Genomic DNA, 12,951 nt, shown 5'->3' on the forward strand with positions numbered 1-12,951 from the left:
CGGACGGCCATGAAGATGCGGGGCATGACCGGGAAGTGGAAGGCCATGTGGCATTCGTCGCCGCCGGTGGAGTAGTCGCCGAAGTAGTCGACCACGTCCTCGGGCCACTGATTGGCCTCCGCCAGCAGCACGGTGTCCGGGTACTGGGCGTCGATCTCGCTCCGGACGCGCTTGAGGAAGGCGTGCGAGGCGGGCAGGTTCTCGCAGTTGGTGCCCTCGGCCGCGTACAGGTAGGGCACCGCGTCGAGCCGGAAGCCGTCGATGCCGAGGTCCAGCCAGAACCGGAGGGCGGCCAGGATCTCCTCCTGCACGGCCGGGTTCTCGTAGTTGAGGTCCGGCTGGTGCGAGAAGAAGCGGTGGAAGAAGTACTGTCCGCGCACCGGGTCGAAGGTCCAGTTGGAGACCTCGGTGTCGACGAAGATGATCCGGGCGTCCTGGTACTGCTTGTCGTCGTCGGCCCACATGTAGTAGTCGCCGTACGGGCCTTCGGGGTTGGCGCGGGACTCCTGGAACCACGGGTGCTGGTCACTGGTGTGGTTCATGACGAAGTCGATGATGACCCGCATGCCCCGCTGATGGGCCGCGTCCACGAACTCCACGAAGTCGGCCAGGTCGCCGAACTCGGGAAGGACGGAGGTGTAGTCCGCGACGTCGTAACCACCGTCACGCAAGGGGGACTTGAAGAACGGCGGGAGCCACAGACAGTCCACGCCGAGCCACTGGAGATAGTCGAGCTTGGCGGTCAGACCCTTCAGATCGCCGACGCCGTCGCCGTCGCTGTCGTGGAAGGAGCGGACCAGCACTTCATAGAAGACGGCGCGCTTGAACCACTCGGGGTCCCGGTCCTTGGCCGGAGTGTCCTCGAAAGTGTCCGGCACGGGTTCGTTCACGGTCATGACGCTGAAGGCCCTCCGATCTGTGACGTCGCCGGCTCGGCACGCAGGACGTGCGCGGGGGCGCGGCCGGGGCTGAGGCGGACATAGTTGTCGCGGCCCCAGTGGTAGGTCTCGCCCGTCAGTTCGTCGTGCACGGACAGGGCGTCGTTCCAGTCCAGTCCGAGTCGCGGCAGGTCCAACGAGACCGTGGCCTCCTGGGTGTGGTGCGGGTCGAGACTGACGACCACGAGGACCATGTCGTCGCCGGTGCGCTTGCTGAACGCGAGCACCGAGTCGTTGTCGGTCCGGTGGAAGCTGAGATTGCGCAGATGGTGCAGTGCGGGGTGCCTGCGGCGGATCTCGTTGAGGCGGGTGATGAGCGGGGCGATGGTCCGTCCCTCACGGGCGGCCGCCTCCCAGTCCCGGCGGGCGAGTTGGTACTTCTCGGAGTTCAGGTACTCCTCGCTGCCCGGCTGAAGCGCCTGGTTCTCGCACAGTTCGTAGCCGCTGTAGATGCCCCAGGCGGGGGAGAGCATGGCCGCGAGCACGGCACGGATCTCGAAAGCGGGGCGGCCGCCGTGCTGGAGGTAACCGGGCAGGATGTCGGGGGTGTTGGCGAAGAAGTTGGGCCGCAGGTAGGCGGCGGATTCGCCTGACAACTCGGTCAGATACTCCGTGAGTTCCTGCTTGCTGTTGCGCCAGGTGAAGTAGGTGTAGGACTGCTGGAAGCCGATCTGGGCGAGGGTGTGCATCATCGCGGGGCGGGTGAACGCCTCCGCCAGGAAGATGACGTCCGGGTCGGCGTGGTTGATCTCCCCGATCACGCGCTCCCAGAACACCACGGGCTTGGTGTGGGGGTTGTCGACGCGGAAGATGCGGACGCCGTGCTCCATCCAGTGCCGGAGCACCCGTACGGTCTCGGTGACCAGGCCGTCCATGTCGGCGTCGAAGGCGATGGGGTAGATGTCCTGGTACTTCTTCGGCGGGTTCTCGGCATAGGCGATGGTGCCGTCGGGGCGGTGGTGGAACCACTGCGGGTGCTTCTCCACCCACGGGTGGTCCGGCGAGCACTGCAACGCGAAGTCCAGGGCGATTTCCAGGCCCAACTCCCGTGCCCGGCCCACGAAGTGGTCGAAGTCCTCGAGGGTGCCGAGGTCGGGGTGGACGGCGTCGTGGCCGCCCTCGGGGGAGCCGATCGCCCAGGGGACACCGACGTCGTCCGGGGTCGCGGTCAGCGTGTTGTTACGGCCCTTGCGGTGCGTGGTCCCGATCGGATGGATCGGAGGCAGGTACACCACGTCGAAGCCCATCTCCGCGATGGCCTCAAGACGCTTCTGGGCCGTCCGGAACGTGCCGTGCGGTTCGTCCAGCGTCCCCTCCGAGCGCGGGAAGAACTCGTACCAGGAGCCGTACAGGGCCCGTTGCCGCTCAACCAGCAGCGGCATCGGGTCCGAGGCGGTCACCAGGTCCCGCAGGGGGTACCGGGCGAGGACCGCCGCCACCTCCGGGCCCAGGGCGTCCTTCAGACGGTGGTTCACCGAGAGGGTGTCGTCGCCCAGGACGTGGGCGGTGGCCAGGACGAGGTCGCGCTCCGGGCCCTTCGGTGCTCCGGCGGCCGCGCGCTCGTAGAGCTCCGCGCCCTCCTCCAGCACCAGACCGGTGTCGATCCCGGCCGGGATCTTGATGCCGGCCGCGTGCCGCCAGGTGGCGATCGGATCGGACCACGCCTCCACGCGGTAGGTCCAGCGGCCGGTGGCGTCCGGGGTGATGTCCGCGCCCCACACGTCGCTGCCGGGGGACAGCTCGCGCATCGGGGTCCACGGGCCGCGCCGGCCATGGGGACCGCGCAGGACCACATTGGCGCCCACCGCGTCATGTCCCTCGCGGAACACGGTCGCGGTCACCTGGAACGTCTCCCCGGCCACCGCCTTCGCCGGGCGCCTGCCGCACTCCACGGCCGGCCGGACATCACGTACCGGTACGCGGCCGATGGCCGGGGTCCTGCGCATGGATCTCACCTCCGCCGTGCGCGAAGCCGGGCACACGGGGCCCGGCTTCGCGGTCCTGGATACGGGCCGGCAGGTGCCGTCCCGTAGGGGAACGCCATGTACGGTGCCAGGTCAGGGGCTTGGCGCCGTGGATCGCCGCTCCGGGGACTGCGCGCGTCGCGCCGCCCGTCCGGGCCGCGGCCGCCCGTCCTGCTCGCCCGGCCGGCCGGGCGGGGTGGAGCGCAGATACCGCTCCGCGGCGTCCGCCGCCTCCCTGGCGCAGCGTTTTCCCATCAACACGCACAACGTGTAGCCCGAGTCCTCGAAGGTGCTCCGGACCGTGCGGTCGTGGGGCGAGGCGAGCATCACGCGCTCCCACGCCCGGTAACGCCGCAACTGCCGGGCCACTTCGGCCTTGGCGGGTAGCAGCATGGCCCCTTCACCTTCCACGGCTCTCGACGTCGCGTTCCCGACGGTCGGGTGGTGTCCGAGCACGGAAGGGCGCGGAACCGTTACGGCGATCGAGGGCTTTCACCCATGGTGCACGTGTAAACACCCTCCGTCCTGTTGGAGCTTCAACGACCCCGCCGTTCGTGATGCTCGTGTTGCACGAATGGCGTAGCAGCCGCAATGTGGATGATGACTCAGAAGCGACTGGCATTCACGCTGAGTGTCCGGTGATCCCGCCGGACGGCCGTGGAGCAGGAGCTTCGCCGGTGAGGAGCAAGCGACAATGGAGACCGCAGTGCCTCGCTACTACCACCTCGACGTGGAAGTCAGCCCGGAACGGGTGGGACAGGTCAGCCGCATCCTGGCCGCCCACCTCAGTCACTGGGACCTCGACAATCTCGTGGACCCCGTCCGCCGCGGCACCGAGATTCTGCTGCGCGCCATCGACCAGCACGCCCCGGACACCACCACCTCCATCGAGATGTGGTGGAACGGCCAGCACCTCATCACCGCCATCGGCGGCGGCGACCGCGACCTCGGCCCGGACGAGGGTCTGCGCGCCTGTCTCGCGGACATCGCCGCCATGAGCGACGGGTGGGGCTGCTGCGCCACCGAGACCGGGGCCAGGATCATCTGGTTCTCGCAGCGGGCCCGTGCCGACCAGCGGGTCCCGCTGGTCCCGACCGCTCCCTCGCCGCACATCGGCCGGATGCTGCGCGTACCCCGCGCGGCCCCGGTGCCCGCAGGGGTCGGCGAGGTGCCCGCCGGCGCTCTGGTGGGCGTCCGGTGACGGCCAGGAAGTCCCGGAAGGGGGTGCCCGTGTGGAGCGGGCACCCCTATCCGTTGGGCGCCTCCTACGATGGTCAGGGCACCAACTTCGCGCTGTTCAGCGAGGTCGCCGAGCGCGTGGAGCTGGTCCTCGTCGACGACGCGGGCGCCGAGACGCCCGTACCCCTCCACGAGGTCGACGGGTTCGTGTGGCACGGGTATCTGCCGGGGGTCGGGCCGGGCCAGCGCTACGGGTACCGGGTGCACGGTCCCTGGCAGCCCTCCCTCGGCCACCGCTGCAACCCGGCCAAGCTGCTGCTGGACCCCTACGCCCGGGCCGTCGACGGCCAGATGGACAACGACCCCTCGCTGTACGAGCGCGACCCGCACGGCCCGGCGCCCGCCGACAGCGCCGGGCACTCGATGCTGGGCGTGGTCACCGACCCCTACTTCGACTGGGGCGACGACCGCCCGCCGGGGCACCCCTACTCCGAGTCCGTCATCTACGAGACCCATGTGCGCGGCCTGACCCGGACCCACCCGGACGTGCCGGAGCGGCTGCGCGGCACCTACGCCGGGCTGGCCCACCCCGCGGTCACCGAGCATCTCACCTCGCTCGGAGTCACCGCGGTCGAGCTGATGCCGGTCCACCAGTTCGCGCAGGACGGTGTGCTGCGCGACCGGGGCCTGTCCAACTACTGGGGCTACAACACCATCGGCTTCTTCGCCCCGCACAACGCCTACGCCGCCCTCGGCTCGCGCGGCCAGCAGGTCAACGAGTTCAAGGCCATGGTCAAGGCGATGCACGCGGCCGGCCTCGAAGTCATCCTCGACGTGGTCTACAACCACACCGCCGAGGGCAACGAGATGGGCCCCACCCTCTCCTTCCGGGGCATCGACAACGCCTCCTACTACCGCCTGGTCGACGGCGACTGGGCGCACTACTACGACACCACGGGCACCGGCAACAGCCTGCTGATGCGGCACCCCTACGTACTCCAGCTCATCATGGACTCATTGCGGTACTGGGTGACCGAGATGCATGTCGACGGGTTCCGCTTCGACCTCGCGGCGACCCTGGCCCGGCAGTTCCACGAAGTGGACCGGCTGTCGGCGTTCTTCGACCTGATCCAGCAGGACCCGGTGATCAGCCGGGTCAAGCTCATCGCCGAGCCCTGGGACCTGGGGGAGGGCGGCTACCAGGTCGGCAACTTCCCCCAGCTCTGGTCGGAGTGGAACGGCAAGTACCGGGACGCCGTACGGGACTTCTGGCGGGCCGAGCCCGGTTCGCTGGGCGAGTTCGCGTCCCGGCTCACCGGTTCCTCCGACCTCTACCAGGCCAGCCGGCGCCGGCCACGGGCCAGCGTCAACTTCGTCACCGCGCACGACGGTTTCACCCTGCGCGACCTGGTGTCGTACAACGACAAGCACAACGAGGCCAACGGTGAGGGCAACCGGGACGGTGAGAGCGACAACCGGTCCTGGAACTGCGGCGCCGAGGGCGACACCGACGACCCGGCCGTGCTCGAACTGCGGGCCCGCCAGCAGCGCAACCTGCTGGCCACCCTGCTGCTCAGCCAGGGCATCCCGATGCTCGGCCACGGCGACGAACTCGGCCGTACCCAGCGCGGCAACAACAACGCCTACTGCCAGGACAACGAGATCTCCTGGATCGACTGGGACCTCACCGACGAGCAGCGCGCCCTCGTCGACTTCACCCGGCGCCTGATCGGCCTGCGCGCCGAGCACCCCGTGCTGCGCCGGCGCCGCTTCTTCCGGGGCGAGACCGAGACCCGGAAGAAGCAGCCGCTGCCCGACCTGATCTGGCTGCGGCCCGACGCACGTGAGATGACCGACCAGGACTGGCGGCGCGGCGACGCGCACTCGGTGGGCGTCTTCCTCAACGGTGACGCCATCGCCGAGCGGGACGCCTACGGCGGCCGGGTGGTCGACGACTCCTTCCTGCTGCTGCTGAACGGCTTCTGGGAGCCCGTCGACTTCCGGCTGCCCGCCGCGTCGTACGGTGAGCGCTGGACGACCCTGATCGACACCGCCGACCCCGAGGGTGTGCCCGACGAGCGGGAGCGCAAGGCGGGTACCCGGCTGCGGGTCGAGTCGCGGAGCCTGATCCTGCTGTCCCGGCCGTCCCGCGACGGCTGAGCGGGGACGACAAGTGGGCGCCCACCGGATTCCGGTGGGCGCCCACTTGTCGTCCGTCAGCGCGGGTCGCGTGCGGTCACCGTGAACTGGGCGCCGTCCGGGTCCCGCAGGACGGCCTCCCGCTCGTTCTCGCTCAGCACGCTGCCGCCGTGCTTCTCGGCGCTGCGGGCGCAGCGCGCCACGTCGTCGACGGAGAAGTGGATCTGCCAGTGCGGCCGCACCGAGGGGTCCGGGGCCGCCTCCACCGCGCCGGAGTCGATCCGCGCCACCACGGTGCCCTGGCTGCGCAGCACCACCTCGCCGCCCGCGTACTCGACCTCGCAGCAGCCCGCCGTCCCGGAGGCCCAGTCCAGCACCTCGCCATAGAAGATCGCCGCGTCGAAGGCGTTGCGGGTGTGCAGGCGGATGAAGGCGGGGGCGGAACGGCGCCAGGACTCCCAGTCGGAGAACAGCTCGCCCTGCCAGACGCCGAAGGTCGCCCCGTCCCGGTCGGCGAGCAGCGCGCCCCGGCCGGGCGGGAAGGACAGCGGGCCCACGGCCGCCGTGCCGCCCCGCTCCCGGACCCGCGCCACCGCCACGTCGGCGTCGGGGACGGCGAAGTACGGGGTCCAGGCCACCGCGGTCTGCCACATCCCGGCGACGGCGGCGATCCCGGCGATCGGCACGCCGTCCGCGAGCGCGATCCGGAAGTGGTCGCCGAGGCGGGCGTCGCGCCAGCGCCAGCCGAGCACGGCGCTGTAGAACTCCTCGGTGGCGTCGAGATCGCGGCTGGTCAGGCTCACCCAGCAGGGGGCACCGAAGACGGAGTGCGTCGAAACGGTGTCCTTCTTCTTCCTCAAGCCACCGCTGACGGATGTGTGGTGATTCATGACGGTCGCGTCCTGCTCTCGGGGCCCGGCGGCCACCGGTCTCGACCAGTGTCCGGCCGAAAAGGGGTCGGCTGCCTCCCGACTACCCCGCAGACGGGCCCTGATGTGCGGTGAGCTCCCCCGGCCACCCAGCGCGTCGGGGGCGTCACGAAGCCGGGCGGCTATCGCCCGAAAGAGTGAAAGGCACGGCGGTACGGGGGCTGCGGGAGCACGCTCAGCCGGACTCGGTGAGCAGTTCCTCGCGGAGCCGGTCGAAGCAGCCGCTCAGCAGCCGGGAGACGTGCATCTGCGATATGCCGAGCTGCTCCGCGATCCCGCTCTGCGTCATACCCCGGAAGAACCGCAGGTAGAGGATGGTGCGCTCCCGCTCGGGCAGCGCCGCCAGACAGGGCTTCACGGCCGCCCGGTCCACCACCAGGTCGAAGCCGGGGTCGGGCTCGCCGAGGGAGTCGCCGAGCGCGTACCCGTCCGTGCCCGCCACGTCGGCGTCCAGGGACAGCGCGGAGAAGCACTCCAGCGCCTCCATGCCGGTGCGCACCTCGTCCTCGCTGAGCCGGGTGTGCGCCGCCAGCTCCGCCACGGTGGGCGGACGGCCGGGAATGGTCTGCGCCAGCTCCTTGCCGGCGCTGCGGACCCGGTTGCGCAGGTCCTGCACCCGGCGCGGCACGTGCAGGGTCCACATGTGGTCCCGGAAGTGGCGCTTGATCTCGCCGGTGATCGTCGGCACCGCGTACGCCTCGAAGGCCCGGCCGCGCTCGGGGTCGTAATGATCCACGGCCTTCACCAGGCCCAGGGCGGCCACCTGGTACAGGTCCTCCAAGGACTCGCCGCGGCCGCGGAACCGGACCGCGATCCGCTCCGCCATGGGCAGCCACAGCCGCACCAGCTCGTCCCGCAGCGCCGCCCGCTCGGGGCCCTTGGGGAGCCCGGAGAGGCGCTCGAAGGCGTGGGCCGTGTCAGGGGCGTCGTCATGAGGGTGGGTTTTCGTGCTGCCAGTTACAGACATCGCGTGCACTTCTCTCGCGGGCTGGGACGACAGGCACATTCGGCACTGCAGTCCCTCTTGCCCAGTGTGCGGCAAAAGCAAACAAACATGCCAATAGGGGACGAAACCCGTGTCGGTCTTGACCCGGTTTTGGACTGGGTGGCTCCATGGACGCGGGCCGTGAGAGGCGGTCGCCGGGAGTGATGTGCGGCACGCGCCCGAACCGTGCCCGCGCACCCGCCCGGACGGTTTCTCCTGGGCACGGCTTGATCGCCGAGCGAAGCGGGCGAACCGCCTGGCCATGTGGCATTCCGCTCATTTGACAGTGTGCTGAGCACACGGATAGACAGCAGCTCGCGGATGGTCGAGAGGGGCACTGTGTACGAGCCGAACGTGGTCGGTGACTGGCAGGAATACGGCGAGCACGCCGGCCTGCGGGTCCGCGTCCATCGTCTGGAGACGGCCGATCCGCCCCGGGGGCGTGACGACGCCGCGGCCGGGCTGACGTACTTCAGCGTCCGTGTGACGATCGAGAACCGGGGCACCCGCCCGTGCAGCGTCCAGCTCGAGGACGGTCAGATCGACGTCCGGGTCGGCGCCGACGGCGAGGGCGCCTTCATCGACTGGCGCAACTCGCAGTTCATCGAGGGCTTCGACGTGTACCCGCTGCGCCGGGCCACCGCCGTGGTCCACGCGGCCGCCGCCGAGGACGCGCTCACCCATGTGGACGTCCAGGTCCATCTGCGGGTGGACGACGAGTGGACCGACCGCAGGCTGTGGGCCGGCGGCATCGGCCTCACCGAGACCGCCCAGGTGGCCACCGCCGCGGCCTGCGGGCCGGACAGCCTGGCGCACCAGCTCACCGCGTACCTGGAGGAGCGGACCGAGCCCGGTACCGCCTGACGGGCACCGGGCCGGCCCGCGAGAGGGTCAGGCGTTCGGGTCGAAGGGGATGCCGGCCGGCTTCGCCGACGCCAGGTGCGAGGCGAAACTCGCGTCCTTCAGACCGAAGTTGGCGCTGCCGAAGTCATACGTGCTCAGCTTGTCGCGCAGACCGGGCGGGTAGCCGTCCCAGCCGACCAGCGCCGGGTACTGCCAGGTGTGCTTGTGGTTCTCCGGCGGCTCGTCGCCTGTGTTGGCCAGCCGGAAGCAGTGCGTGCCGATGCCGTCCTTGTGGTAGACGACCTTGGCGTGCGTGCCCTCGAAGCGGACCTCGGAGACCGGGTGCACGGTGAAGGAGCCGTGGTTGGACGTCGACACGTACCGCGTCTGCCCGTCCTGCACCCACACCACCACGTGCTCCCAGTCGTTGCGGTGGCCGCCGATGCTGGTACCGGGGAGGGCCTGGTCCTTCTCGAAGTACAGGCCGTAGAGATAGCCGCACCAGCCGTTGTTGCACTTGGCGCGCGAGTATCCGTTGGTGTTGTCCAGGTCCGAGGCGTCGCGGCAGTTGCCGTTGAGCGCGCCGGTCGGGTTCAGGCCGGGGTTTATCGTGCCGTCGGGGCCGATCGCGGGCGTCGAGTAGCAGCCGTCGGTGTCGTAGTCGAACGCGGGCTGATACCTCAGTTCCTCGGCCGTGGCGTTGACCGGCAGGGCGAGCGGGGGAGCGGCGAAGGCCGCGGCCGGGAAGGCGATCACGAGGGTGGCGGCGCCGGTGAGCGTGGCGAGCCATCTGCCGCGCCGTCGGCGGGACGGGGACGAACCCACTTCAATCTCCAACTGCATTGAGGGACAAGGCAGTTCAGCATCCCGGCCGAAGGGCCCGCTGTGAAGCCGTCCCACCTGTCCCGCAGGTGAAATCCTGTCAGCCGCGCGCTCAGAGATCCTCGGGGAGGTCCGCCGCCGACTCCTCGGGGGCGAGGTCCGGGCGCAGGCGCAGCCAGCTCGGCTGGCGCAGCAGCCCCGCCCGCGTCCGGGTGCTGAAGCCGACCTCGCCGACCAGCCGGGGCAGCACCCAGCGCGCCCCAGGAATCCGGGGCTCGGGGTCGAAGGGGCACCGTTCGCTCGCCGAGGCCGCCAGCAGCGCGGCCAGCTCGGTGCGCTCACCCTCGCTCCAGCCCGTGCCCACCCGGCCCGCGTACACCAGCCGCCCTCCCGCGCGCTGGCCGACCAGCACCGCGCCGGGCAGCCCGGACAGGCGGCCCTTGCCGGGCAGCCAGCCGCCGACGATCACGTCCACGCTCCGGATGTTCCGGATCTTGATCCAGTTCCGGGAGCGCACGCCCGGCTCGTACACGGAGTCCAGCCGTTTGCACACCACCCCCTCCAGACCGTGCTCCCGCGTCATCCGCAGGGCCTCGGCGCCATGGCCGACCACCGCCCCCGGCACCGACCAGCGCGGACCGTTCAGGCCGAGGCCCGCGAGCAGGTCGCGCCGCCGCGCGTACGAGGCCGCCGTCTGCGGCCCGGAGAGGTACGGCACGTCGAACAGCACCAGGTGGACCGGAGCCCGCGCGGCCCGGTGGGCCGCCAGGGCCGGGGTGTGCGCGAGGCCCATCCGGTTCTGGAGGGCCTGGAAGTCGGCCCGCCCCTCCGCGTCCAGAGCCAGCACCTCGCCGTCCAGGATGGCGGGCGTGTCCCCCAAGGCGCGGCCCAGCGGCTCCAGTTCGGGATAGGCGGCCGTGATGTCCTCCCCGGAGCGGGCGCGCAGCAGCAGGGTTCCGTCACCGGGCAGGTAGACCATCACCCGCTGCCCGTCCTGCTTGGTCTCGTACGCCCAGCGCGCGTCCTGGGCGGGCGGCGGCAGGGTGCCGGGGGTGGCGAGCATGGGGCGGACGAACGGCAGCGGGGTGACGGTCACGGCAGAAGATGTCGACCACGCCGGGCGCCACCACGCACCCCGCGCCGCGGGTTCCCCCGAACGGCGGCCGCCGCCGCGCCGGTACCCGAGCCGCCGACCGGCCCCTACCGTCGAGTAATATCCGGCGGCAGGCCATCGAAGGAGACATCGTGCCCCCACGTTCACCCCTGTTGCTCGCCGGTCTGCTGGCCTCGGCCGGGATCGCCCACTTCGCCACCCCCAGGAAGTTCGACGAGCTCGTCCCCCGGGCCCTGCCCGGCTCGCCCCGCACCTGGACCTACGCCAGCGGGGTCGCGGAACTCGCCCTCGCCGCCGGGATCGCCGTGCCCGCCACCCGCGCACCGGCCGCCAAGGCGGCCGCCGCCTTCTTCGTCGGGGTCTTCCCGGCCAACGTGAAGATGGCCGTCGACTGGCGGCACCGGCCCGCCCGGCAGCGCACCGCCTCCCTGGCCCGGCTGCCCCTCCAGGTGCCGCTGGTGCTGTGGGCCCGGGGCGTGGCCCGTACCGCGAAGGGCCAGTCATGAGCCTCCAGGTCGGCGACACCGTCGAGGACTTCACGCTGCCGGACGAGACCGGCACCGAGCGGCGGCTGACGGAACTCCTGGCCGACGGCCCCGTGGTGCTGTTCTTCTACCCGGCCGCCCTCACCCCCGGCTGCACCGTCGAGGCGTGCCACTTCCGCGACCTGGCGGGCGAGTTCGCCGCCGCCGGGGCCCAGCCGGTGGGCATCAGCGGCGACACCGTCGAGAAGCAGCAGGAGTTCGCCGGGCGCCACACCCTCGGCATGCCCCTGCTCTCCGACACCGACGGCACGATCCGTGAACGCTTCGGCGTCAAGCGGGGCTTCACGATCGCGCCCACCAAGCGGGCCACGTTCGTCATCGGGCAGGACCGCACGATCTGGGAGATCGTCCGCAGCGAACTGCGCATGAACACCCACGCCGACCGGGCGCTGGCCGCGCTGCGGGCGGCGAAGGGCTGATCTCTCGTACGGGAGGTGGCCGGGGCCGTGCTCGCCAAGGCCACCGTCCGGCTGACACGATCAAGGGGAGCCCGTACGACGACCCCCGGGAGCGCAGACATGAGCACGGACAGCACCTCGGCGGAGCGGCCCGAGCCCGTCGCGGGCGTGGCGGTGAAACCGGTCGCCGGACACATCGGCGCCGAGATCACCGGCGTCGACCTCGCCGCACCGCTCGACGACTCCCTGGTGGCGCTGATCAGGGACGCGATGCTGCGCTGGAAGGTCGTCTTCTTCCGCGACCAGCGGCTCGACCACGCCGGGCACGTCGCCTTCGCCCGCCGCTTCGGCGAGCCCGTCGTGCTGCGCAAGCGGGGGAGCGCCTCGCCGGAGGGGTTCCCGGAGGTGGAGACGACCGCCGACCGGCTGGAGCTGGGCGGCCGGTTCGGGATGGAGCACGAGGAGTGGCTGCGCCGGCGCCGGCACACCCTGCTGCGCGGCTGGCACTGCGACCACGGCGCCCGGATCGACCCGCCCGCCGCGACCATCCTGCGCGCCGAGACCGTCCCCCCGTACGGCGGCGACACCACCTGGGCCAACCTGGCGGCCGCCTACGCCGGGCTGTCCGCGCCGGTGCGCTCCTTCGTGGACGGGCTGCGGGCCGAGCACCGGCTCGGGGTCGGCTACCAGCCCCGGCCCGGAGACGACGCGTACCTGCGGCACCTCCTGGACCACCAGGTCGCCTCCGAGCACCCCCTGGTGCGGGTGCACCCGGAGACGGGGGAGCGGGTGCTGTTCGTCAACGGCTACTACCTGGAGCAGATCTCCGGGGTCTCCCGCCCCGAGAGCGCGGCCCTGCTGGAGATGCTGCTGGAGCAGGTGGTGCGGCCCGAGTACACCGTCCGCTTCCGCTGGGAGCCCGGCAGCGTCGCCTTCTGGGACAACCGGGCCACCGTCCACCTCGCCCCCGGCGACACCGCCCACGTCGGCCATCCCCGGATCATGCACCGGGTCATGCTCCAGGGCGATGTGCCGGTGGGCGTGGACGGCATCGCGTCGAAGCCGCTGGTGGGCACGGAGCCCGGACGCTGGTAG

Annotated in this window: 13 protein-coding genes; 6 read left to right on the plus strand and 7 right to left on the minus strand. The window is 71.2% G+C overall.

Going from position 1 to position 12,951, the window contains the following annotated elements; all coding sequences use genetic code 11:
• From E5082_RS28675 to E5082_RS28685, 3 genes are all read right to left on the minus strand, one after another.
• Window positions 1–896: alpha-amylase family glycosyl hydrolase (locus tag E5082_RS28675; RefSeq protein WP_244321638.1), on the minus strand; the 896-nt coding region annotated here is incomplete at its 3' end.
• Window positions 893–2,884 carry an alpha-1,4-glucan--maltose-1-phosphate maltosyltransferase gene (locus tag E5082_RS28680; protein ID WP_135794163.1) on the minus strand — a complete coding sequence of 664 codons (1,992 nt, stop codon included), beginning with the start codon at window positions 2,882–2,884 and terminating at the stop codon, window positions 893–895. The genes E5082_RS28675 and E5082_RS28680, both read right to left, overlap by 4 nt.
• A gap of 111 nt (window positions 2,885–2,995) precedes the next feature.
• A complete protein-coding gene (locus E5082_RS28685) occupies window positions 2,996–3,295 on the minus strand; it encodes a DUF5133 domain-containing protein (protein WP_135794164.1) in 300 nt (99 codons plus the stop codon).
• A gap of 301 nt (window positions 3,296–3,596) precedes the next feature.
• On the opposite strand from E5082_RS28685, the gene E5082_RS28690 reads away from it, so the two are divergent.
• Both E5082_RS28690 and glgX read left to right on the plus strand, forming a co-directional pair.
• Window positions 3,597–4,103 carry a pep a2 gene (locus E5082_RS28690; RefSeq protein WP_135794165.1) on the plus strand — a complete coding sequence of 169 codons (507 nt, stop codon included), beginning with the start codon at window positions 3,597–3,599 and terminating at the stop codon, window positions 4,101–4,103.
• Window positions 4,104–4,126: 23 nt separating this feature from the next.
• Window positions 4,127–6,241, plus strand: a complete 2,115-nt coding sequence (glgX, locus tag E5082_RS28695) for a glycogen debranching protein GlgX (protein WP_167514173.1) — start codon at window positions 4,127–4,129, stop codon at window positions 6,239–6,241.
• Window positions 6,242–6,297: 56 nt separating this feature from the next.
• Here glgX and E5082_RS28700 read toward each other — a convergent pair whose 3' ends face one another.
• On the minus strand, window positions 6,298–7,110 hold the full coding sequence (locus tag E5082_RS28700) for a VOC family protein (protein WP_167514166.1): 813 nt from the start codon (window positions 7,108–7,110) through the stop codon (window positions 6,298–6,300).
• A 214-nt stretch (window positions 7,111–7,324) separates the two neighbouring features.
• Complete coding sequence (locus E5082_RS28705) at window positions 7,325–8,116, minus strand: RNA polymerase sigma factor SigF (RefSeq protein WP_135794168.1); 792 nt, start codon at window positions 8,114–8,116, stop codon at window positions 7,325–7,327.
• Between the two features lie 357 nt (window positions 8,117–8,473).
• On the opposite strand from E5082_RS28705, the gene E5082_RS28710 reads away from it, so the two are divergent.
• Entirely contained in the window at window positions 8,474–8,998 is a 525-nt protein-coding gene (locus E5082_RS28710; RefSeq protein ID WP_135794169.1) for a hypothetical protein, read from the plus strand.
• A 27-nt stretch (window positions 8,999–9,025) separates the two neighbouring features.
• Here E5082_RS28710 and E5082_RS28715 read toward each other — a convergent pair whose 3' ends face one another.
• Window positions 9,026–9,802: an NPP1 family protein gene (locus tag E5082_RS28715; RefSeq protein ID WP_244321640.1), complete on the minus strand. Its 777-nt coding sequence runs from the start codon at window positions 9,800–9,802 to the stop codon at window positions 9,026–9,028.
• A gap of 109 nt (window positions 9,803–9,911) precedes the next feature.
• Complete coding sequence (locus tag E5082_RS28720; protein ID WP_135794279.1) at window positions 9,912–10,862, minus strand: ATP-dependent DNA ligase; 951 nt, start codon at window positions 10,860–10,862, stop codon at window positions 9,912–9,914.
• 182 nt (window positions 10,863–11,044) lie between these two features.
• On the opposite strand from E5082_RS28720, the gene E5082_RS28725 reads away from it, so the two are divergent.
• From E5082_RS28725 to E5082_RS28735, 3 genes are all read left to right on the plus strand, one after another.
• Window positions 11,045–11,419 (plus strand): DoxX family protein, encoded by a 375-nt coding sequence (locus E5082_RS28725; protein ID WP_229919004.1) that lies wholly within the window; start codon window positions 11,045–11,047, stop codon window positions 11,417–11,419.
• The gene (locus E5082_RS28730) at window positions 11,416–11,877 is read left to right on the plus strand and encodes a peroxiredoxin (RefSeq protein WP_135794172.1); all 462 of its coding nucleotides are present in this window, start codon (window positions 11,416–11,418) and stop codon (window positions 11,875–11,877) included. The genes E5082_RS28725 and E5082_RS28730 overlap by 4 nt, the downstream gene beginning before the upstream one ends.
• A 99-nt stretch (window positions 11,878–11,976) precedes the next feature.
• A complete protein-coding gene (locus tag E5082_RS28735) occupies window positions 11,977–12,951 on the plus strand; it encodes a TauD/TfdA dioxygenase family protein (protein WP_135794173.1) in 975 nt (324 codons plus the stop codon).

Origin of the sequence: Streptomyces griseoluteus (assembly GCF_004784465.1) — a bacterium.
Lineage (GTDB): Bacteria > Actinomycetota > Actinomycetes > Streptomycetales > Streptomycetaceae > Streptomyces > Streptomyces griseoluteus.

What these genes read in the sequence shown, in the direction of transcription:
- E5082_RS28680 (WP_135794163.1), bottom strand. Translation starts at nt 2,884, where the DNA reads ATGCGCAGGACCCCGGCCATCGGCCGCGTACCGGTACGTGATGTCCGG.
- E5082_RS28685 (WP_135794164.1), bottom strand. Translation starts at nt 3,295, where the DNA reads ATGCTGCTACCCGCCAAGGCCGAAGTGGCCCGGCAGTTGCGGCGTTAC.
- E5082_RS28690 (WP_135794165.1), top strand. Translation starts at nt 3,597, where the DNA reads ATGGAGACCGCAGTGCCTCGCTACTACCACCTCGACGTGGAAGTCAGC.
- E5082_RS28700 (WP_167514166.1), bottom strand. Translation starts at nt 7,110, where the DNA reads ATGAATCACCACACATCCGTCAGCGGTGGCTTGAGGAAGAAGAAGGAC.
- E5082_RS28705 (WP_135794168.1), bottom strand. Translation starts at nt 8,116, where the DNA reads ATGTCTGTAACTGGCAGCACGAAAACCCACCCTCATGACGACGCCCCT.
- E5082_RS28720 (WP_135794279.1), bottom strand. Translation starts at nt 10,862, where the DNA reads ATGCTCGCCACCCCCGGCACCCTGCCGCCGCCCGCCCAGGACGCGCGC.
- E5082_RS28730 (WP_135794172.1), top strand. Translation starts at nt 11,416, where the DNA reads ATGAGCCTCCAGGTCGGCGACACCGTCGAGGACTTCACGCTGCCGGAC.
- E5082_RS28735 (WP_135794173.1), top strand. Translation starts at nt 11,977, where the DNA reads ATGAGCACGGACAGCACCTCGGCGGAGCGGCCCGAGCCCGTCGCGGGC.